Source organism: Enterobacter sp. 22466 (genome assembly GCF_052044775.1).
Classification (GTDB): Bacteria; Pseudomonadota; Gammaproteobacteria; order Enterobacterales; family Enterobacteriaceae; genus Enterobacter; species Enterobacter dissolvens.
The window spans coordinates 88,357-107,687 of record NZ_JBQENX010000012.1; the positions used below are offsets into that span (position 1 = coordinate 88,357).

Sequence of the window (19,331 nt, forward strand, 5' to 3'; positions counted from 1 at the left end):
GCACCTCTACAACGGTTTGGTGAAACGAAAATGGCTCTGCGTATACCCTTCACGAACATAAAAACGGTGGGCGTCCAGCCGCCGGACGCTGGTGGAGAGCTCCGTCAGCTCCGCGCCCGCCTGTCGCGCGATATCCTCTGCCCATGCCAGCAATTGACTTCCCACTTTGAGACCACGCGCCTCGGGCATTACCACCAGTTCCTGGACTTCGCCGATCCATCTGGCGTGGTGCAGGTGAAACTGCATATGCAGGCCAATCATACCCACCACCTGTCCGTTCAGCTCTGCCAGCTGATAACGCATATTGTGGTCCTGCAGATTGGCCAGATACCCGGCGTGAAACGCCTGGTGATCAAATTCGGCCTGTTTTAACTCGCAGATCAGCGCGTAAACGATTTGTGCATCGTCGGCGGTGGCGGGGCGAAGCGTGCAGTCAGGCATGCTGTTTCTCCTTCTGACGGATAAGCGATAAAACGTTATCGACTGACTGTAGCAAACTTCCGTCGTTGTTGAGGATGTGGCAATCCGCCGGGGTGTAGCGCGCTGCGCGTTCGAGACGCTGCGCGATCTCTTTTTCGCTTTCGCGTCCGCGGCTTTGCAGACGGCTGCGCAGGACATCCGGCGAAACCTGCAGACAGACCGGCAGCAGCGCCGAGGCATACCGGGCGCGAGCCTGGGGCAGATGCGCACGGGAGCCGTTGACCAGCACGTCAAACCCCGCATGCAGCCACAGGTCGATCTCAATGCCAATCCCGTAGTAGTAGCCGTTGGCGTGCCAGCTGAGCGCCAGCAGATTCTGCCCGGCGCGAGTGAAGAATTCCTGTTCGCTCAGGGCGATATGGTTCTCACTGCCGGCATTCGCCGCCCGGGTAATATAGCGATGCGCGACCAGCAGCTGCGGGTGTTCCCGCTGCCGTAAGGCGGACAGCAGGCTGTCCTTCCCGGAGCCGGATGGCCCCATTAACCAGATGAGTCTTCCCATCAGAACACCCGTTTTCCCTGACGCCAGACGTGGTCGATATGGATGTGCTCGCCCTTACGGTGGGCCAGCACCAGATCCGCCCGTTTTCCTTCGGCTATCTCGCCCCGGTCGTGAAGATTCAGCGCCGATGCCGGATTCCTGGTTACCAGGCGAATCGCCTGCGGCAGCGTGAAGCGGTTGCTGTCGTCATCCGCGACGCGGAAGGCGGCGTCCAGCAGGCTGGCGGGGTAGTAATCGGAAGAGAGGATATCCAGCAGGCCGAGCGAGGCGAGTTTGCTTGCCGCTACGTTGCCGGAATGCGAGCCGCCGCGCACGATGTTCGGAGCCCCCATCAGTACGTTCATGCCGTGTACGCGGGAAGCCTCTGCCGCCTCAAACGTGGTAGGAAATTCAGCGATCACGCTACCAAGCTGGTGGGATTCGCGGACATGGTCGTGCGTGGCATCATCATGGCTGGCCAGCGCGATGTTACGGTCCCGGCACATCGCGGCAATCGAAACACGGTTCGGCTGTGACCATTGTGCCGCCAGCGCCAGCTGCTCTTCCTCGTAGCGCGCCATCTCCACATCGTTAAGAGAATATTTGCCCTGGTAATACTCGCGGTATTTTTCGAGGCTGGCGAACTGGCGCTGCCCCGGGGAGTGGTCCATCAACGAGACCAGCGAGACCGGGTCGCGGTCCACCAGCTTTTCGAACAGCGGCAGGGTGATGTGGTGCGGCAGTTCGCAGCGCAGGTGCAGGCGGTGTTCGGCGCGGTTGAGGCCGCGCTTTTGCGTCTCTTCCACGGCGTTGATCATCTTCTCCAGATTCTCCAGCCGATCGCCGCCGTCGCGCACGTCACCAATCGCCACCGCGTCCAGCACGGTGGTGATGCCGCTGGCGACCATCAGCGCGTCATGGCTGCTCATCGCCGAATGGGCGGGCCAGTCCACTTTTGGGCGTGGGGTGAAGAATTTATCCAGATTATCGGTATGCAGCTCAATCAGCCCCGGCAGCAGCCAGCCGCCTTCGCCGTCCATCGCTTCGGGCAAATGGCTTCGGGTTTCGGCATACGCGCGGATCGTGCCGTCACGGATCTCAATCGAGCCGTCGATGACCTCATTTTCCAGTACCAGCTTGACGTTATTGATAATCATGCGTTTGTCCCCATCGGGTGCAGTCTGTCTGCCACGCGGTTGCGAACGCTCTCGTCATGGAAGATCCCGACGATCGCCGCGCCGCGTGCTTTGGCCTGTTCGATCAGTTCCACCACCGCCGCGCTGTTTTTGCTGTCGAGCGAGGCGGTGGGTTCATCAAGAAGTAAAATCGGGTAGTCGACGATAAACCCGCGAGCGATATTCACGCGCTGCTGCTCGCCACCGGAAAAGGTCGACGGGGCAAGATGCCAGAGGCGCTCGGGGACGTTGAGACGCGTCAGCAGGCTGGCGGCTTTGGCGGCGCAGGTTTCACGCGGCACGCCGAGATCCAGCAGCGGCTGCATGACCACGTCCAGGGCTGAGATCCGCGGGATCACCCGCAAAAACTGGCTCACCCAGCCGATCGTCGAGCGGCGGACTTCCAGCACCTTACGCGCGGGGGCCTGAACCAGGTCAACCCACTCATCGTTGTGGCGAATGTGAATGTGGCCTTCGTCCGGCAGGTAGTTGGCATACAGGGATCGCAGCAGGGTCGATTTTCCGCTGCCGGAGTGGCCGTGTAGCACCACGCATTCGCCGCTGTTCACCTTCAGAGAGGCATTCTGCAGCACCGGCAGACGCACGCCGTTTTGCTGGTGGAGCACAAAGGTCTTACTGACATTTTCTACGTGGATCATTTTGGCCTCGTGGCGTTTTCTTGCCGGGTGGCGCTTCGCTTACCCGGCCTACAAGGTACGGCGTTCGTTTTGCCGGGGGGCGCCCTCAATTCTGCAACACGGACGACACCAGCAGCTGGGTGTACGGATGGAGTGGATCGTCGAGCACACGGTCGGTTAGCCCACTTTCCACCACCTGGCCCTGCTTCATCACCAGCAGACGGTCCGCCAGCAGGCGGGCGACGCCTAAATCATGGGTGACAATCACCACCGCCAGGTTCAGCTCTACCACCAGACCGCGCAACAGGTCGAGCAGGCGCGCCTGCACGGAGACGTCCAGCCCACCGGTGGGTTCATCCATAAACACCAGCTTCGGGTGGGTGACCAGGTTACGGGCGATCTGCAGACGCTGCTGCATGCCGCCGGAGAAGGTGGTGGGCAAATCGTCGATGCGCGAGGCGGGGATCTCTACATCGGTCAGCCAGCGCTGTGCGGTTTCCCGAATGTTGCCGTAGTGCCGCGCGCCGGTCGCCATCAGCCGTTCGCCGATATTGCCTCCCGCCGAGACCTGACGACGCAGCCCGTCCAGCGGATGCTGATGCACCACGCCCCACTCGGTGCGCAGCAGGCGGCGACGTTCAGCCTCGCTCATGCCATAGAGGGAGGCGCCCTCATACAAAATCTCGCCGTTCTGCGGGGCCAGGCGCGCGGAGATGGACTTCAGCAGGGTGGTTTTGCCCGAGCCGGATTCACCGACAATCCCCAGCACCTCGCCCGGCCACAGCTCGAACGAGACGTCGCTGAAGCCTTTGCCCGGCGCGTAAAGGTGAGTCAGGTTGTTCACTGAAAGCAGCGGTTTCATTGGCTGTTCGCCTCGCTCTGTTGGCGGCAGTAATCGGTGTCGGAGCAGACAAACATCCGTTTGCCCGTGTCATCCAGCACCACTTCATCCAGATAGCTGTGTTTCGAGCCGCAGATGGCGCACGGCTCGTCCCACTCCTGCACCGTGAACGGGTGGTCATCGAAATCGAGACTCTCCACGCGGGTGTAGGGCGGGACGGCGTAGATGCGCTTTTCGCGCCCGGCACCGAACAACTGCAGGGCAGGCATCATGTCCATTTTCGGGTTATCGAATTTCGGGATCGGCGACGGATCCATCACGTAGCGCCCGTTGACTTTCACCGGATAGGCGTAGGTGGTGGCGATATGGCCGAAGCGGGCGATATCTTCATACAGCTTCACCTGCATCACCCCATACTCTTCCAGGGCGTGCATAGTGCGGGTTTCGGTTTCACGCGGCTCGATAAAGCGCAGCGGCTCCGGGATCGGCACCTGGAAAATCAGAATCTGATCTTCCGTAAGAGGTGTTTCGGGAATGCGGTGGCGGGTCTGGATAAGCGTCGCATCTTCGGTTTTTTCGGTGGTGTTGACGCCCGTCACGCGCTTAAAGAAGTTGCGAATCGAGACGGCGTTGGTGGTGTCGTCGGCTCCCTGGTCGATGACCTTCAGCACGTCTGACTCACCGATGACGCTGGCGGTAAGCTGAATGCCGCCCGTACCCCAGCCGTAGGGCATCGGCATTTCTCGACCACCAAACGGCACCTGATAGCCGGGAATGGCGACCGCTTTCAGGATGGCGCGGCGGATCATGCGTTTGGTTTGCTCGTCCAGATAAGCAAAGTTGTAGCCGCTTAAGTTAGCCATTTTCACGCTCCCGTTGCAGACGTTTCAGCAGTTCCAGTTCGGCCTGGAAGTCAACGTAGTGCGGCAGCTTGAGGTGCGAAACAAAGCCCGCCGCCTCGACATTATCCGCGTGGGCCAGCACGAACTCTTCGTCCTGTGCCGGGCCGGAAATGGATTCGCCGTAGTCCGGCGCCTGCAGGGCGCGGTCTACCAGCGCCATCGCCATGGCTTTACGCTCGCTCATGCCAAAGACCAGCCCGTAACCGCGGGTGAAGTGTGGGGTGTCATCTTCTGGCGCGACAAAACCATTGACCATTTCGCACTCCGTCATCAGCAATTCACCGACGTTCACAGCAAAACCCAGCTCTTCCGGGATGATTTCGACGTCGAGATAGCCGCTGCGGATCTCCGCCGCAAACGGGTGGTTACGCCCGTAGCCGCGCTGTGTTGAATAGGCCAGCGCCAGCAGATAGCCCTCATCGCCGCGCATCAACTGCTGCAGGCGAGACGAGCGGGAACAGGGGTAAACCGGGGGCGTGCGGGTGATGTCGTCGGGTTGCGCTCCGGTCTCTTCTTCGGCCTTTGCCAGGCCCTGCTTCGCCAGCAGGCTAAAGACGTGCGGAGACGCTTCCTGCCCGGTCTCCGTGGTGCTGAGCGGCGGCGTTTCGCCGTTCGCCAGCAGGGTGAAATCCAGCAGGCGGTGGGTGTAGTCGTACGTAGGGCCAAGGAGCTGGCCGCCGGGAATGTCTTTATAAACGGCGGAAATTCGCCGTTCCAGGCGCATTTCTGCCGTATTGACCGGCTCGCTTACCGCCAGGCGGGGAACGGTGGTGCGCCAGGCGCGCAGCAGAAAGATGGCTTCGACGTTGTCGCCGCTGGCCTGCTTCAGCGCCAGCGCCGCCAGTTCACGGTCGGCGACGCCGCCTTCGGTCATCACCCGATCCACCGCCAGGTTCAACTGCTGCTCAATCTGGGCGACGCTCAGCTCGGGAAGCTGTTCATCACCCCGTCGTCTGTGCGCCTGCAGCGCATGGGCGGCGGCGATGGCCTTCTCGCCCCCTTTGACGGCAACGTACATCAGCACACCTCCACGTGGGTGGTTCGCGGGATCGCCAGCAGGCGCTCGCCGCAGGTCAGGATCAGATCAATGCCCAGCGGGAACGGATGCGGGCGTTCGGTCAGTTCATGAATAATGCACTCCGGCAGCTGTGGCGCGACCATGCGTTCGTCGGCAATCCCCGCCCCGGTCAGGCGCAGCATGCGACCACCGCTCAGGCTGGCGACCTGCAGGATCAGCGTGGCGCTGGTCTCCGGTGCCACCGCGCTGCCTTCACTCAGGGCATTGAGCTGCTCATGGCTGATTTGCTCATCGGCAACGGCAAACACCGCCTGACGGGGCTGCTCAACCAGCGGGGCGTTAGTGTGAAAACGCAGATTCTGGCTGGCGATGTCATTGGATAATGTCCCTGAAAGCCACACCGGGGTATCGTTGTCGGCGAGGGTCAGCAGTACGCTGGTGGTCGCCAGATTCAGCGGCAGCCAGCCCTGGGAGAGCTGATGCAGGGAGACAATCACGCCTGGCTCGCTCATGGCTTTCAGCAGGCGACGAAAACTGTGTTGGGCATCCTGGACGGCCAGGGTAAAAGCGGGTTGAAGCGTCATGCGTTATCTCCACGAACAAGCGTAAAGAAGTCGACCCGGCTGGTATTGACTTGCGCCTGACGTGCGGCAGTGCGCGCGGCGAGGTCGGCTTCCAGCGGGGCAATCAGGGTTTCCATCAGGGTCTGGAAATGGGGTTGTTCCTGCAGCAGGGCGTCGATCACCGCGCAGCGTTCGGCGTGCGGTTTATCGCGACCGAGCACGTAGCTGTAGCCCTGCGTGCCGCTAGTCAGACGAATGACCGCGCGGGTGAGGGCGGCATCACCGGCGAAAAAGCGCTCCCCGGTGCCGCCCATTCTTGCCTGGATCTGTACCAGGCCAATTTCCGGCGCGCGGAGCGTTTCATAGTCTGGCGTCAGGTTGAGCGCGCTCATGCGACTCGCCAGCGCAACGGGCTGGCTGTGCGCCAGGACGCGCATCCAGCGCTGACGGGTGGAGGTATCGAAATGCATTCAGTGCTCCATGGTGAATTCAATCATGTCGGCGCGGGTCAGGCTGACGGAGTACTCCGTCGCGTTGATCTCGCCGTCACGGTGGTTGAGGGTGCGCACGCAGAGCAGCGGAGCCATGTTGGGAATTTCCAGCACCTTGCTCTCTTTCGCCTGCGCGCGGCGGGCGCTGATGCGCGTCTGGGTACGTTTGAGCACAAGACCCGTGGCGTCCTGCAAAAAGTCATGCAGTGAACCGCTGGAGAAGTGTTGCAGCACCGGCCAGAGACTCAGGTCGCTGAAGTAGTGATCTATCTGGCAAACGGCCACGCCATTGACCCGGCGCAGGGTGCGCAGATGAACGACGTTGTCACCCTCCTGAATGCCCAGCGCATCGGCGACATGGCTGGAGGCCGGACGCAGCACGGAGAGCAGTTTTTCGCTGGTGGGATGGCTGCCCTGATCGAGCAGGTTCTGGCTAAAGCGCGCCTGTGCATTGAGCGGGTAGTCGAACGGACGCATCAGCACCAGCACGCCGACGCCCTGACGGCGCTGCACCCATCCGCGCTCAACCAGTTGATCGATGGCGCGGCGCAGGGTGTGGCGGTTCACTTCATAGCGGTCTGCAAGCTGCTGTTCGGCTGGCAGGTAGTCTCCGCAGCGGTAATGGGTGCGCAGCTCCACTTCGAGTTTTGCTGCAATCTCTTGCCAGCGGGTAGGGTAACTGGTCGGATGTCTGGATAAGTGCATACCAATCAAAGCCTCGCTTCTCAGATGAAGTGCTTACGCAAACGTTGAGAGAGGAAATCCAGCAGGCTGACGGTGATGATGATGAGTACCATCAGGGCGCAGGTTTGCTGGAACTGGAAACCGCGGATCGCCTCCCACAGGGTGATACCAATGCCGCCTGCGCCGACCATGCCGACGACGGTGGCGGAACGGACGTTAGATTCGAAGCGGTAGAGCGAATAGGAGATCAGCAGCGGCATGACCTGGGGTAGCACGCCGTAAAGGATCTCTTCAATTTTGTTGGCGCCGGTGGCGCGAATACCTTCGACCGGGCCGGGCTCAATGGCTTCCACCGCCTCGGAAAGCAGCTTGGAGAGTACGCCGGTGGTGTGGATGAACAGCGCCATGACCCCCGCGAACGGCCCCAGACCCACGGCGACCACGAACAGCATTGCGAACACCATTTCGTTAATGGCGCGGCAGGCGTCCATCAGGCGGCGCATCGGTTGATAAACCCACCACGGGACGATGTTTTCCGCGCTCATCAGGCCAAACGGAATGGAGAGAATAACGGCCAGGGCGGTACCCCAGACGGCGATTTGCAGGGTGACAGCCATTTCGCCGAGGTAGTCCTGCCACTGGCTGAAATCGGGCGGGAAGAAGTCGGCAGCGAAGGTGGCCATGTTACCGGCGTCTTTAAACAGCAGCAGCGGATCCATCTCCGCGCCCTTCCAGGAGATAACCAGCACCGCCAGCAGGATGGCCCAGCTGAACAGCGAGAACCAGCTGCGCTTCGGCGGTGGGAGGGTGATGGTTTGCATGTCGACTCCTTTGTGTTTAGTTCCCTCTCCCTGAGGGAGAGGGAGAAAAGCGTTACTGCACCGCTTTATTTACGCTGGTCATCGCACCGAGTGCGGCGGTCAGGCGATCCAGGTCTTCCAGCTGGGCCTGAATGGCCGCCACTTTGCTGGTCTTCTCTTCGTCCTTCAGGCCTTTGTTGTCCTTCACGCCCTGCATCTCTTTAAACAGCGCCAGCTGGCGAATCGGAACCAGCTGCAGGTCGCTTGACGGGCGGAAAGGCGCCCAGCCAAGATGCGCCAGAACGGCTTTCTCTTCCGGCGTTTTGCCGTAGGTCATAAAGAAGTCGTACACCTTGTCCTTGGTGCTTTCAGAGAGGCTTTTGCGCCACACAATGGGGTCGCCAGGAATGAGAGGGGATTTCCAGATCACCTTCAGCTCTTTCAGCTTGTCCGGGGCGGAGGTCTTTAGCTTGTCGAGGTTTTCGGTGTTGTTGGTGGCGACGTCCACCTGCTTGTTGGCCACGGCCAGGGCGTTGGTTTCATGGCTGGCATTGACGGTGCGCTTGAAGTCGCTGGCAGAGGCATTGTTTTTGGCGAAGACGTAATAGCCCGGCACCAGGAAGCCTGAAGTAGAGTTCGGATCGCCGTTGCCGAAGGTCAGTTCTTTGCGTTTGGCGAGCATATCGTTGAGGTTATTGATCGGGCTGTCTTTGTTGACGATCAGCACGCTCCAGTAACCCGGGGAGCCATCGGCAGCAACGGTCTGGGCAAAGACCTGGCCGTTTGCACGATCCACCGCTTCCATGGCGGAGAGGTTGCCATACCAGGCGATGTCCACTTTGTTAAAGCGCATCCCCTGGATGATGCCCGCGTAGTCCGGGGCGAAGAAGGCGTTCACTTTGATCCCCAGTTTGGTTTCCATATCTTTCAGGAAGGGTTCCCACTGAGGCTTCAGATTCTGCTGTGATTCCGTCGAAATAATGCCAAAGTTCAGCGCTTTTTCCTGCTCCTCAGCGTGCGCAGGGCTTAACAGGGTGCTGATGCTGAACATGCTGGTGAAAGCCAGCGCGGCAACCGTTTTATAGCTCATTTCCATTCCTCGTAGTGGGGACGTTATGCAGCCTGCGCGTTCTCTTCGACACGGTTAATGCTGCGGTAGAGATGGTCAAAACGTTCGTTATCAAACTGGTGGCTTGCGCCATCAAAGAACACATGTCCCTGACGCAGGGCGACAATGCGCTCGCAGTAGCGCAGGGCGTAATCCACCTGATGCAGCGTCACCACCACGGTGATGCCGTCGTTCTGGTTAATGTCATGCAGGGTTTCCATCACGATGCGGGCCGATTCCGGATCCAGCGAGGCAATGGGTTCATCGGCTAGAATGATTTTTGCTTTCTGCATCAGGGCGCGGGCAATGGCCACGCGCTGCTGTTGTCCACCGGAGAGGGTGGAGACGCGCTGATGGGCGAAGTGAGCCATGCCTACGCGGGTGAGCGCACGCAACGCCTCTTGCTTCTGTAACGGGGAGAACCAGCGCAGACAGGTGCGCCAGAATGGGGTGCTACCGAGCGCGCCAATCAGCACGTTCTCCAGCACCGTCAGTCGATTTACCAGATTAAATTGCTGGAAGATGTACCCTGTCTGCGCGCGGCTTTTGCGGATATCCCGCGCCAGTCGCCCTGCACGCTGTACGGTGTTGCCCAGCAACTCGACGTGGCATTCCGGGGTGTTATCGCCGGTAATCAGGCCGCTTAAGTGACGCAGAAGGGTGGATTTACCTGAACCGGATGGCCCCAGCAGCGCCACCATGTCGCCCTGCTGGACGGTCAGATCAACGGCATGCAGAGCCTTGTTGTGATGAAAGGTCTTGCTCAGTTTCTCGACGCGGATGACGGTTTGCATATGCTGGGCCTCACAATAAATGTGGCCTCATGCTGGCGCATCAATGTGACATTTGGGTTAAGTGCAGGTTGCGGGAGTTTGAAGAGTTGAGCGGAGTTTGATGACAGGCGGAGGCAGACTGCCCACCGCCAGAAAATTAATGCTGTTGCTTAACGACGTTAATCATCCACGGCACGCCGTATTTGTCGGTGACTTTACCGAAACCGTGTGCCCAGAAGGTCTCCTGCCAGGCCATTTCAATATTTCCGCCATCCGCGAGATTGTCGAACCAGCGTTTGCCTTCATTGACATCCTGAGTGTCGAGAACCAGCGTGAACCCGGCGTACTGCGCTTTGCTGCCCGGCGGCAGGCCATCGCTCATCATGATATCGCTGCCCGCAATACGAACGTTGGAATGGGCAATAGCGGAATCCGGGAACTGCATACCAGACGGACAGCCTTCTTCGCTGTTTTCGCCTTTGGGCATTTCGCCGAAGGTGATTTTGTAGAGGAGCTCTGCGCCGACGGCCTGCTGATAATAGGCGGTTGCCTCTGCACAGTTACCGGCGAAAGAGATGTAGGGACTTAACGGCATAATCTTTACCTCACGTAAGAAAAGCCCATTAAGTGTAGTGGTTGTATGCCCGGTAAGCGAAGCGCCACCGGGCGGGTAAATCAGTTCTTTTTCACAAACTCGGATTTCAGTTTCATCGGGCCAAAGCCGTCAATTTTGCAGTCGATATTATGATCGCCTTCAACCAGACGGATATTCTTCACTTTGGTACCGATCTTCAGCATGGAAGAGCTGCCTTTCACCTTCAGGTCTTTCACCACGGTAACGCTGTCGCCATCGGCCAGCAGATTACCGTTAGCATCTTTAACGATCAGCGCGTCGGCATCGTGTGACGGCTCTGCGTCATTCCATTCGTGAGCGCATTCCGGGCAGATGAACATGCCATTATCTTCATAGGTGTATTCAGAATTGCATTTCGGGCAGTGTGGAAGTTGCATAGGGGTATCCTCAAAAAGTGCATAACACGCTGGAAAGTGCCAGCAAAATGACGGCAGAGCGCCGAAAAAGAGGGCAAGTATAACGCAAATCCACACGGTTGTCGGTGATATTGTTTAATAAAAAAAAACCGAAAAGCGTGTTGCGAGTGACACTTTCTGTCAGTCGGTTAAGCGATGCTAACTTCATTAACGCGTTGGGAAGAAATGACACTCAATATATCGAATATTTTATTGCGGCAAATTGCTACGCTCCTCCATTTCGGATAAGGTGAAGCGACACATTGTTATTTATCGCCGGTTTTCGTCGTCATACATCTGTTATGACGGTGAGCCATTCCCTCTCTTTTTAGGTGGGTAAATAATGATGATATATCCTGAAGTTTCTTAAAAATGGGCTACGCTTTTTATCTTTTGGCTATCAGGCCAGGAGTAGAGCTTTACACGCCATGCAAGGATAGCGAATTATTTCTGATTGTCTTCAATCAGTTATATTTCGGTGAACATGTTTTCCACACGTGATCATATAAGCCGAAAAAGATAATTAAAACCAGGTGGCTTAATAAAAGTAATAAATTTGCGTTAAGGAAAGGCTTTTATCATGCACACACAGACCATTTTTGAATTAAGCCAGGAAGCAGAGCGGTTGTTACAGCTCGCCCTGCAAAATCTTGATACGTTGAAATCAATGCCGATGGCGATGATGGAGAGTACCGCGACGGCCATTACGGGTGAAAAGAACAACGTTTTACCTCTGCATTTTAGCGCGCGTGGTGTCGAAGCACAGCAGGCGATGCTGAATAATGAATTACGCAAAATAACCCGACTGGAAATGGTGCTGGCTATTGTGGGAACCATGAAGGCGGGAAAATCGACCACCATTAATGCGATAGTGGGCACCGAAGTGTTGCCCAACCGTAATCGACCGATGACGGCGCTTCCTACCCTGATCCGTCATACGCCGGGCCAGAAGGAGCCGGTGCTGCATTTCTCGCATGTCTCTCCCATCGATGATTTGATCCAGCTGCTGCAGAAAAAGCTCTGTGATGAAGATCGTGGCAAGCTGGCTCAGCGTCTTGAAATTGATAAAGACATGAATACGCTGCTGGAGCGAATTGAAAAGGGGGAAGCTTTCGAGAAGCACCACCTTGGGGCGCAGCCGATCTTTCATTGTCTGAAAAGCCTGAATGACCTCGTCAGGCTCTCTCAGGCACTGGACGTGGCGTTCCCGTTCTCTGAGTACGCGTCGATAGAACATATACCGGTGATTGAGGTGGAGTTTGTGCATCTTGCGGGTCTGGATGCGCATCTGGGGCAACTGACGCTGCTGGACACGCCTGGGCCAAATGAAGCCGGGCAACCGCATCTGCAAAAAATGCTCACCGAGCAGTTGTCCCGTGCCTCCGCCGTACTGGCGGTGATGGACTATACGCAGCTCAAATCGATTTCTGATGAAGAGGTTCGTCAGGCCATTTCGGTGGCGGGAAAATCGGTGCCTTTATATGCGCTGGTGAATAAATTCGACCAGAAAGATCGCAACAGCGATGATGAAGAGCAGGTCAGGGCGATGATCTCCGGCACCTTAATGAAAGGGAATATCTCACCGGGACAAATTTACCCTGTTTCGTCGATGTGGGCCTATCTGGCGAACCGCGCCCGCTATGAGATGGCGACGCACGGGCAGTTACCGGATCATCAGGAGCAGCGCTGGGTGCAGGACTTTGCCGAAGCCGCGCTGGGACGCCGCTGGCGTACGGCGGACCTGGACGATATCGAGCATATTCGCCATGCCGCTGATTTGCTGTGGGAAGATTCGTTATTTGAACAACCGATCCGCAAACTGATTTACGCCGCCTATGCCAATGCGTCGTTATTTGCGCTGCGTTCGGCGTCGCATAAGCTGCTTAACTACGCGCAAAATGCCAGGGAGCATCTTGATTTTCGCTATCAGGCACTGACGGTCGCCTTTGAGTCGCTGGAACTGAATATTACGCGTCTCGAAGAGGATATGGCCCTGCTGCAGACGCGTCAGCGGGTGGCCAGCGAGGAAGTCAAACACGAAGTGGAGCAGGCCCTTCACGCCACTGACAATTTTATGGCGTTGCAGAAAAAGGCCCTTCAACAGGCGGTTGGACATGTCTTTGAGCGTCACAATATTCTTGATTTGGCCGGTATTGATCCGCTGAATCATCGCCACGACGAGCCGGACGCGCTGACACAGCTGGTGCTGGATGATGAAGGGCAGGCGCAGATTGCGCTGAGTAAAATCCGCTCTTCCTGCGAGCAGGTCATGCTGGATGCGCAGACAAAAATCAGCCGTGAACTGGCGCTACGTTTTGATCAACTGGAGTCTACGTTGGCGCGTTCGCTGAATGAGGCAATGCGGCCGATTGAACTGCGTATTAAAGAGCAGTTGAGCCATGCCGGCTTCCGGGCGCGGATCAGCTTCCCGGCGTTTCAGGCGAACCAGCTTAACTTCAATACGCGGGCGCTGTTTAACGATGCGATCGCGCAGGACAACCGCCCGGCAGGCCAGCCATCGACCACGGGCAGCGTGCGTGAGACGGTTTCGCGCTGGCTGAACAATCCTGGCTGGGGCTGGGAAGAGTATGTGGCGACACGCACGCGATACGTTATCGATATTGCGCAGCTGCATGACAAATTTACGCAGCATATTGATCAGTTTTGTGAACAAATCCGTAAAGCTTTAACCGCTCAGGTCGATGTCTCTGTTACGGCGGGTATGGCAACGTTCTTTGCAGAATTTTCGTTATGCCTTGCCGGGTTACAGGAAAGCTTGCGTGATAGCCTCGCAGTACGTCAGCAAAATGAGCATTCGACCCGAGCGCTCAGCCAGCTGTTGAAAGAAAGTATTACCACTGCGACGTGGATTCAGGAAGATACCCGACTGTTACGCGATGATATTCAAACCCTTTTCGCGGCAGAGCAACCATGACAACACAGCTACTGGACGGTCCCGGGCGGATGCTGGAGTGTATCCATCCTAAATTTATGGTCGATCTGGTCCAGGGGGTAGACGCGGCGCGTCATACCCACCTGGGGCCGCAACAGCTGCAGTTTCGTGAGCGTTTGACTCAGGAGATCATGACGCACACCCGGCTGCGGCCCTGGGCTATGGCGGGAATGCTCAACGAAAATGCGGCTTTGCGCCTGGGGCTGGCGGAAAAACTTGCCGGTATGCTGGATCCGGGTCATCTCGCGCTGACGCGCATGGCAGACAAACTGGTTGCGCTGCGCCAGCAAACCACTCCACGTGTGCAACAGTCGCCGGGCCTGGTTCAGCAGTATGCTGAACTCTCTTCGCATTTCATTCAACGCGCGGCATATAAAGAAAAGGCGTTAACCCAGCGCGGGTTAACGGTGCAGGCGGGCGAGCATAGCGAGCAGATTTTTACCCGCTGGCGAGCCGGAAACTATGACGGCTGGTCGCTGGCCGGACGCTGCTACATTGTGCTGGAAGAGCTGCGCTGGGGAGCATTTGGCGATGCCTGTCGTCTGGCGAATGAAGACGTGGCGGCAATGCTTAAGGATAACCTGCGCAGTATGGCGGCAAATTATCTGGCGCAGGGGATCAATGCCTCTCCCACTACCCGCCATTTCTATCACCAGTGGCTGACTACGCCCTCCACGCCGGGGATCATCGATCATAAAGATATGCTGGGCTGGCTGGGGGACTGGTGTCAGGCGGATAAACATCCGGTGAGCTGGTCAGTGACACAAAACTGGCAGACGGTCGCGCTGGGTATGCCGCGACTCTGTTCGGCAAAGCGGCTGGTGGATGGGATGGTGGAAGAAATTTTTGGTTGAACCCCTCTCCCCGGCGGGAAGAGGGAGGGTCTGATGCGGTGTGTTAATGATGAAGCTCTACCGCTTTCGGTTCTGTATCCGGCTCGGGGAGATTGCCGAAGCGCTTCGCGTACAGCGCCGTGATGATCGGCACCAGGATCGCGGTGACAATCACGCTGGCGGCAACCAGCGCCGTTGCCGAGGCCGCAACCGGTTCGAAAGCCGGGTTAATCTGGGCAATGATCACCGGATTCGCCACGGCGGCCCCTGCGGCTGAAGAGGCGGCTACACCTGCCGTTCCGTTTCCTCCGCCAATTACGCGATCGGCAATGATCAGCGGAATGCCGGTGATAATAATCACGGCCACGCCCAGGACAATACCCAGCAGTCCGGTATCAAGGATCACGTTCAGGTTAATGGTATTTCCCAGCGCGAAGCCGAAGAACGGGATCAGTACCGGCGTGGCTTTGCTGAAGAAATCGCGCAGATCGTGATCCAGATTACCGAGAGCAAAACCGATCAGGAACGGCAGGATCGCGCCGACAAAGTGGTGTGGTTCAAACGAGGCCAGCCCTGCCGAGCCCAGAATCAACATCGTCATCAGCGGACCGGACTCCAGAGACATCAGCACAAACGCGCCTGACTCCTCTTTTGTACCGTACTGGTTCATCAGGCTGGCATAGAGACCACCGTTGGTCATATCCATCGCGGAGACGATCGCCAGAACGGATAATCCGGCGAAGAATCCGGTCTGAATTCCATTTTCCGGAATGAACAGCGCACAGACCATTGCCACAACCCAGGCCACTGCAATTTTCGTTATAACCAGCGTTCCGGATTTACGTAATACGGTTCCTGTTGCCCGCAGGTTAATAGATGCGCCGATACAAAAGAACCAGACGGCGAGAATGGGAACGGTGCCCGTGATCATTCCTTTTGTGAAACCACCAAAATAAGCACCCGTATCAGGTGCCAGGGTATTCAGGATGGCGCCCAGTACCAGGGGAACCAGCATCATCCCACCGGGGATGCGTTCTATTGTGGCTTTAATCTTCATGTACAACCCTCACATCATGTCCCGCGTGGCGGACGGAATGCTATGAAAAATAAAATCAATAAATTCAATTAATTAAATGGTTACGAAGCGGAGGGCTTCGTTTTCCATACAATGAAATTAATGTCGTGCTTTTGATTAACGCTGCTCAAAAACACGCTGGACGTTGTGTTCGGATTTATCATGCGATCATTGGAATGATGATTCAATGAAAATAAAACAGTGTTTTAGTTATCTCCATCACATATTCAATGTAAATATTCGAACCATGTTTTAATAATTAAAATTTATGTAAATCTGATGTGAAGCCGAATGGTTTTTTTGAACGTTGGGAACGGAATAATAACGTGCGTGAGGACGTGCTTTTGGGATGGTTGGGAAAGGTCTTCTGTGCCGTAATTGACAAATACTGAACGCAATTGACGATAAGGAAAAATATGTGTGAAGTTGATCACAAATATAAACGCTGGTAGGGTAAAAAGGTCATTAACTGCCCAGACAGGCGTCAACAGGTTCGGTTGTATCGACGTAAAACGTCAATGTAAGTAAACCTGCTACGCTTGAATAAGGCGATTCGCATGGAGCGGATCCCCGTTGCACTGTTCACCGGGTGAACTGTGTAATGGACAGGGCTGAGTCTACGAGGAAAGCTATGCTTAGAAGGAAAAAGATTAAACCCATCACGCTTCGCGACGTCACCATCATCGATGATGCAAAACTGCGTAAAGCGATCACTGCCGCCTCGCTCGGTAATGCGATGGAATGGTTCGATTTTGGTGTCTATGGCTTTGTGGCCTATGCGTTAGGTAAAGTGTTTTTCCCCGGCGCCGACCCCAGCCTGCAGATGATTGCCGCGCTGGGTACGTTCTCGGTTCCCTTCCTTATTCGCCCGCTGGGTGGTCTGTTCTTCGGTATGCTCGGTGATAAGTACGGCCGTCAGAAGATCCTCGCTATCACCATTGTCATTATGTCGATCAGTACGTTCTGTATCGGCCTTATCCCCTCCTATGCCACGATTGGTATCTGGGCGCCGATTCTACTGCTGCTGTGTAAGATGGCTCAGGGCTTCTCCGTCGGGGGAGAGTATACCGGTGCCTCGATCTTCGTTGCAGAGTACTCCCCGGACCGTAAGCGTGGTTTCATGGGCAGTTGGCTGGACTTCGGTTCTATTGCCGGGTTCGTCATGGGCGCGGGCGTGGTGGTGCTGATTTCGACCGTGGTCGGTGAAGAGAACTTCCTGGATTGGGGCTGGCGTATTCCGTTCTTCCTGGCGCTGCCGCTGGGGATCATTGGCCTGTACCTGCGTCATGCGCTTGAAGAGACGCCTGCATTCCAGCAGCACGTTGATAAGCTTGAGCAGGGCGATCGTGAAGGTTTGCAGGATGGCCCGAAAGTCTCCTTTAAAGAGATCGCGACCAAACACTGGCGCAGCCTGCTGGCCTGTATCGGTCTGGTGATCTCCACGAACGTGACTTACTACATGCTGCTGACCTACATGCCGAGTTATCTGTCGCATAACCTGCACTACTCGGAAGACCACGGTGTGCTGATCATTATCGCCATCATGGTGGGTATGCTGTTTGTGCAACCGATTATGGGTCTGTTGAGTGACCGCTTCGGCCGTCGACCGTTCATTATTCTGGGTAGCGTTGCGCTGTTTGCCCTTGCCATTCCGGCATTCATTTTGATTAACAGCAATGTGCTGGGCCTGATTTTTGCCGGCTTGCTGATGCTGGCGGTGATCCTCAACTGCTTCATCGGGGTGATGGCCTCTACACTGCCGGCCATGTTCCCGACGCATATCCGCTACAGTGCACTGGCGGCGGCCTTTAACATCTCAGTACTGATTGCCGGTCTGACGCCGACGCTTGCCGCCTCTCTGGTGGAAAGCACGCAGAATCTGATGATGCCCGCTTATTACCTGATGGTGATCGCGGTGATTGGATTGATTACCGGGATTACCATGAAGGAGACGGCGAACCGTCCTCTGAAAGGGGCGACGCCTGCGGCATCAGATATCCAGGAAGCGAAAGAGATCCTGCGCGAGCACTACGATAACGTCGAGCAGAAGATTGAAGATATTGACGCAGAGATTGAAGAACTGCAGAAAAAACGCTCCCGACTGGTGGACCAACATCCACGCATCAACGAGTAATAAAAAAACCCGCCGCTGGCGGGTTTTCTTTTATTAGCATCCTGCGGCGATGTAATCGCCATTGGCGCTGATGGGGATCACCGTCAGGAACAGGATGGTCGCAAACAGGATCAGAACAATCCCGCCAGCAATCTTGACCGCCGGAACCAGCCAGTTCAGCGAGGTGCTGCCGCCAAACCAGGAAACCGTACGCTCGCGGGCGTAACGCACAGCCAGCGATAGCCCCATAATCGACAGCGCGGTTCCCAGCGACATGGTCATTACCGCAGCCATTCCCCAGGTGACAATGCCCAGCGCGTTCGAGAACATCAGGATCATAATGGCCCCGCTACACGGACGCGCACCGATCGCCAGAATCACACCCAGACGGGTTTTCCAGTCACCCTGCGTCAGGTCTGCACCTACGCCGTGATGGCCGCAGCCACACTGTTCGTCATGCTGATGAAGAGGCGTAATGGCGGAGATCCTCATCCTGCGCGGACGCAGGCTTTTCAGCGCCTGGTAAATGACAAACGCGCCGAATGCGCCAATAAGGACCGCGCTTATCTTCTCGACATACCAGCGGCTGGTACTGATATCCCCTGAAGCCAGGTTAAACCCCACCGCCAGAATAAACACAAACAGAATGGCGCTGACGCCCTGCAGCATACTGCCAAAAAAAGGGACAACCCGGGCGGCAAGGTCGCTCTCTTTATTGGTACTGAGATAGGTCGTGACAATAAATTTGCCGTGCCCCGGCCCGATAGCATGAAGTACGCCATAGAGGAAAGCGCCGGTTAAAAGCCATAATCCACCGCTGTACTGATGGTTATTAAGCTGCAGAAGGTACATCACCAGATAACGGTGCAGGGTAATTTGTGTGGCAAGGCACCACTGGATGAAAGCACCCCAGTGTGCGTGCAGAGTGAAGCCCGCAATAAGAAGCAGCAGCGTCATGAGGCCTGCGCCAGGGAGCCGCCAGTCTCGGGTGAGGCGTTGTGTGGTCATGGATGTCGTCTGTCGGGGAGAATATTTGCCAATAGTATAGTTGATTATCCCCCTCAATCCGTGGGTTCTTATTGTGCTTATGCGTTGTATTGTGGATAAGTCTGTGCGTAAAAGGGTATAAGGCGGGGTTTTGCTGGGGAATACAGCAGTCAGTCATCTTTTTGCAACTTTTCGGTTGCGGTCGCCCGGGAACTCCCTATAATGCGCCTCCATCGACACGGCGGATGTGAATCACTTCACAAACAGACCGGTCGGTTGAAGAGAAAAAATCCTGAAAATCAGGGTTGACTCTGAAAGAGGAAAGCGTAATATACGCCACCTCGCGACAGAGCGCTGAAGCGCGTCGCAACTGCTCTTTAACAATTT

Annotated in this window: 20 protein-coding genes; 3 read left to right on the top strand and 17 right to left on the bottom strand. The window is 56.6% G+C overall.

What is annotated here, in order from left to right:
- Positions 1-6: 6 nt before the first annotated feature.
- The 15 genes from phnO to ACTJJI_RS23555 all read right to left on the bottom strand — a co-directional run bounded on the left by phnO (position 7) and on the right by ACTJJI_RS23555 (position 10,965).
- On the bottom strand, positions 7-441 hold the full coding sequence (gene phnO / locus ACTJJI_RS23485; protein WP_440655754.1) for an aminoalkylphosphonate N-acetyltransferase: 435 nt from the start codon (positions 439-441) through the stop codon (positions 7-9).
- Entirely contained in the window at positions 434-985 is a 552-nt protein-coding gene (gene phnN / locus ACTJJI_RS23490; RefSeq protein ID WP_096928758.1) for a ribose 1,5-bisphosphokinase, read from the bottom strand. Before phnN ends, phnO begins: the two co-directional genes overlap by 8 nt.
- A complete protein-coding gene (gene phnM, locus ACTJJI_RS23495) occupies positions 982-2,118 on the bottom strand; it encodes an alpha-D-ribose 1-methylphosphonate 5-triphosphate diphosphatase (protein ID WP_440655756.1) in 1,137 nt (378 codons plus the stop codon). The genes phnN and phnM overlap by 4 nt, the downstream gene beginning before the upstream one ends.
- Positions 2,115-2,795: a phosphonate C-P lyase system protein PhnL gene (gene phnL, locus ACTJJI_RS23500; RefSeq protein ID WP_050861308.1), complete on the bottom strand. Its 681-nt coding sequence runs from the start codon at positions 2,793-2,795 to the stop codon at positions 2,115-2,117. Before phnL ends, phnM begins: the two co-directional genes overlap by 4 nt.
- Positions 2,796-2,880: 85 nt before the next feature.
- Positions 2,881-3,636, bottom strand: coding sequence for a phosphonate C-P lyase system protein PhnK (phnK, locus tag ACTJJI_RS23505; RefSeq protein WP_013095105.1), 756 nt, complete (start codon positions 3,634-3,636; stop codon positions 2,881-2,883).
- Positions 3,633-4,478 carry an alpha-D-ribose 1-methylphosphonate 5-phosphate C-P-lyase PhnJ gene (gene phnJ / locus ACTJJI_RS23510; RefSeq protein ID WP_013095106.1) on the bottom strand — a complete coding sequence of 282 codons (846 nt, stop codon included), beginning with the start codon at positions 4,476-4,478 and terminating at the stop codon, positions 3,633-3,635. Before phnJ ends, phnK begins: the two co-directional genes overlap by 4 nt.
- Positions 4,471-5,535 carry a carbon-phosphorus lyase complex subunit PhnI gene (locus ACTJJI_RS23515; protein WP_058681253.1) on the bottom strand — a complete coding sequence of 355 codons (1,065 nt, stop codon included), beginning with the start codon at positions 5,533-5,535 and terminating at the stop codon, positions 4,471-4,473. Before ACTJJI_RS23515 ends, phnJ begins: the two co-directional genes overlap by 8 nt.
- Positions 5,535-6,119 (bottom strand): phosphonate C-P lyase system protein PhnH, encoded by a 585-nt coding sequence (gene phnH, locus ACTJJI_RS23520; RefSeq protein ID WP_014830323.1) that lies wholly within the window; start codon positions 6,117-6,119, stop codon positions 5,535-5,537. The genes ACTJJI_RS23515 and phnH overlap by 1 nt, the downstream gene beginning before the upstream one ends.
- Positions 6,116-6,568 (bottom strand): phosphonate C-P lyase system protein PhnG, encoded by a 453-nt coding sequence (gene phnG, locus ACTJJI_RS23525; protein WP_440655760.1) that lies wholly within the window; start codon positions 6,566-6,568, stop codon positions 6,116-6,118. The genes phnH and phnG overlap by 4 nt, the downstream gene beginning before the upstream one ends.
- Positions 6,569-7,294, bottom strand: a complete 726-nt coding sequence (gene phnF, locus ACTJJI_RS23530; protein ID WP_013095110.1) for a phosphonate metabolism transcriptional regulator PhnF — start codon at positions 7,292-7,294, stop codon at positions 6,569-6,571.
- A 20-nt stretch (positions 7,295-7,314) separates the two neighbouring features.
- Positions 7,315-8,094: a phosphonate ABC transporter, permease protein PhnE gene (gene phnE / locus ACTJJI_RS23535; protein ID WP_440655762.1), complete on the bottom strand. Its 780-nt coding sequence runs from the start codon at positions 8,092-8,094 to the stop codon at positions 7,315-7,317.
- 52 nt (positions 8,095-8,146) lie between these two features.
- Complete coding sequence (phnD, locus tag ACTJJI_RS23540; protein ID WP_050861311.1) at positions 8,147-9,163, bottom strand: phosphonate ABC transporter substrate-binding protein; 1,017 nt, start codon at positions 9,161-9,163, stop codon at positions 8,147-8,149.
- 23 nt (positions 9,164-9,186) lie between these two features.
- Positions 9,187-9,975 carry a phosphonate ABC transporter ATP-binding protein gene (gene phnC, locus ACTJJI_RS23545; protein WP_046889686.1) on the bottom strand — a complete coding sequence of 263 codons (789 nt, stop codon included), beginning with the start codon at positions 9,973-9,975 and terminating at the stop codon, positions 9,187-9,189.
- Positions 9,976-10,111: 136 nt separating this feature from the next.
- Complete coding sequence (gene yjdN, locus ACTJJI_RS23550; protein ID WP_014830328.1) at positions 10,112-10,549, bottom strand: VOC family metalloprotein YjdN; 438 nt, start codon at positions 10,547-10,549, stop codon at positions 10,112-10,114.
- An 80-nt stretch (positions 10,550-10,629) separates the two neighbouring features.
- Entirely contained in the window at positions 10,630-10,965 is a 336-nt protein-coding gene (locus tag ACTJJI_RS23555) for a zinc ribbon domain-containing protein YjdM (protein ID WP_014830329.1), read from the bottom strand.
- A 598-nt stretch (positions 10,966-11,563) separates the two neighbouring features.
- Between ACTJJI_RS23555 and crfC the strand changes: the two genes are divergently transcribed.
- Both crfC and ACTJJI_RS23565 read left to right on the top strand, forming a co-directional pair.
- Complete coding sequence (gene crfC, locus ACTJJI_RS23560; protein ID WP_046889684.1) at positions 11,564-13,918, top strand: clamp-binding protein CrfC; 2,355 nt, start codon at positions 11,564-11,566, stop codon at positions 13,916-13,918.
- Complete coding sequence (locus ACTJJI_RS23565; protein ID WP_046889683.1) at positions 13,915-14,790, top strand: diguanylate cyclase regulator RdcB family protein; 876 nt, start codon at positions 13,915-13,917, stop codon at positions 14,788-14,790. The genes crfC and ACTJJI_RS23565 overlap by 4 nt, the downstream gene beginning before the upstream one ends.
- 43 nt (positions 14,791-14,833) lie before the next feature.
- On the opposite strand, the gene kdgT is transcribed toward ACTJJI_RS23565, so the two are convergent.
- Positions 14,834-15,826 carry a 2-keto-3-deoxygluconate transporter gene (gene kdgT / locus ACTJJI_RS23570; RefSeq protein WP_014830332.1) on the bottom strand — a complete coding sequence of 331 codons (993 nt, stop codon included), beginning with the start codon at positions 15,824-15,826 and terminating at the stop codon, positions 14,834-14,836.
- 649 nt (positions 15,827-16,475) lie between these two features.
- Between kdgT and proP the strand changes: the two genes are divergently transcribed.
- The gene (proP, locus tag ACTJJI_RS23575) at positions 16,476-17,978 is read left to right on the top strand and encodes a glycine betaine/L-proline transporter ProP (RefSeq protein ID WP_440655766.1); all 1,503 of its coding nucleotides are present in this window, start codon (positions 16,476-16,478) and stop codon (positions 17,976-17,978) included.
- Between the two features lie 33 nt (positions 17,979-18,011).
- Here the strand turns inward: proP and ACTJJI_RS23580 are convergent, their stop codons facing one another.
- Positions 18,012-18,965: a nickel/cobalt transporter gene (locus tag ACTJJI_RS23580; RefSeq protein WP_125366494.1), complete on the bottom strand. Its 954-nt coding sequence runs from the start codon at positions 18,963-18,965 to the stop codon at positions 18,012-18,014.
- Positions 18,966-19,331 lie beyond the last annotated feature (366 nt).

What these genes read in the sequence shown, in the direction of transcription:
- phnE (WP_440655762.1), bottom strand. Translation starts at nt 8,094, where the DNA reads ATGCAAACCATCACCCTCCCACCGCCGAAGCGCAGCTGGTTCTCGCTG.
- phnG (WP_440655760.1), bottom strand. Translation starts at nt 6,568, where the DNA reads ATGCATTTCGATACCTCCACCCGTCAGCGCTGGATGCGCGTCCTGGCG.
- crfC (WP_046889684.1), top strand. Translation starts at nt 11,564, where the DNA reads ATGCACACACAGACCATTTTTGAATTAAGCCAGGAAGCAGAGCGGTTG.
- phnO (WP_440655754.1), bottom strand. Translation starts at nt 441, where the DNA reads ATGCCTGACTGCACGCTTCGCCCCGCCACCGCCGACGATGCACAAATC.
- proP (WP_440655766.1), top strand. Translation starts at nt 16,476, where the DNA reads ATGCTTAGAAGGAAAAAGATTAAACCCATCACGCTTCGCGACGTCACC.
- yjdN (WP_014830328.1), bottom strand. Translation starts at nt 10,549, where the DNA reads ATGCCGTTAAGTCCCTACATCTCTTTCGCCGGTAACTGTGCAGAGGCA.
- phnK (WP_013095105.1), bottom strand. Translation starts at nt 3,636, where the DNA reads ATGAAACCGCTGCTTTCAGTGAACAACCTGACTCACCTTTACGCGCCG.
- phnH (WP_014830323.1), bottom strand. Translation starts at nt 6,119, where the DNA reads ATGACGCTTCAACCCGCTTTTACCCTGGCCGTCCAGGATGCCCAACAC.
- kdgT (WP_014830332.1), bottom strand. Translation starts at nt 15,826, where the DNA reads ATGAAGATTAAAGCCACAATAGAACGCATCCCCGGTGGGATGATGCTG.
- ACTJJI_RS23555 (WP_014830329.1), bottom strand. Translation starts at nt 10,965, where the DNA reads ATGCAACTTCCACACTGCCCGAAATGCAATTCTGAATACACCTATGAA.
- ACTJJI_RS23580 (WP_125366494.1), bottom strand. Translation starts at nt 18,965, where the DNA reads ATGACCACACAACGCCTCACCCGAGACTGGCGGCTCCCTGGCGCAGGC.
- phnF (WP_013095110.1), bottom strand. Translation starts at nt 7,294, where the DNA reads ATGCACTTATCCAGACATCCGACCAGTTACCCTACCCGCTGGCAAGAG.
- phnL (WP_050861308.1), bottom strand. Translation starts at nt 2,795, where the DNA reads ATGATCCACGTAGAAAATGTCAGTAAGACCTTTGTGCTCCACCAGCAA.
- ACTJJI_RS23565 (WP_046889683.1), top strand. Translation starts at nt 13,915, where the DNA reads ATGACAACACAGCTACTGGACGGTCCCGGGCGGATGCTGGAGTGTATC.
- phnD (WP_050861311.1), bottom strand. Translation starts at nt 9,163, where the DNA reads ATGAGCTATAAAACGGTTGCCGCGCTGGCTTTCACCAGCATGTTCAGC.
- phnM (WP_440655756.1), bottom strand. Translation starts at nt 2,118, where the DNA reads ATGATTATCAATAACGTCAAGCTGGTACTGGAAAATGAGGTCATCGAC.
- phnC (WP_046889686.1), bottom strand. Translation starts at nt 9,975, where the DNA reads ATGCAAACCGTCATCCGCGTCGAGAAACTGAGCAAGACCTTTCATCAC.
- phnJ (WP_013095106.1), bottom strand. Translation starts at nt 4,478, where the DNA reads ATGGCTAACTTAAGCGGCTACAACTTTGCTTATCTGGACGAGCAAACC.
- ACTJJI_RS23515 (WP_058681253.1), bottom strand. Translation starts at nt 5,535, where the DNA reads ATGTACGTTGCCGTCAAAGGGGGCGAGAAGGCCATCGCCGCCGCCCAT.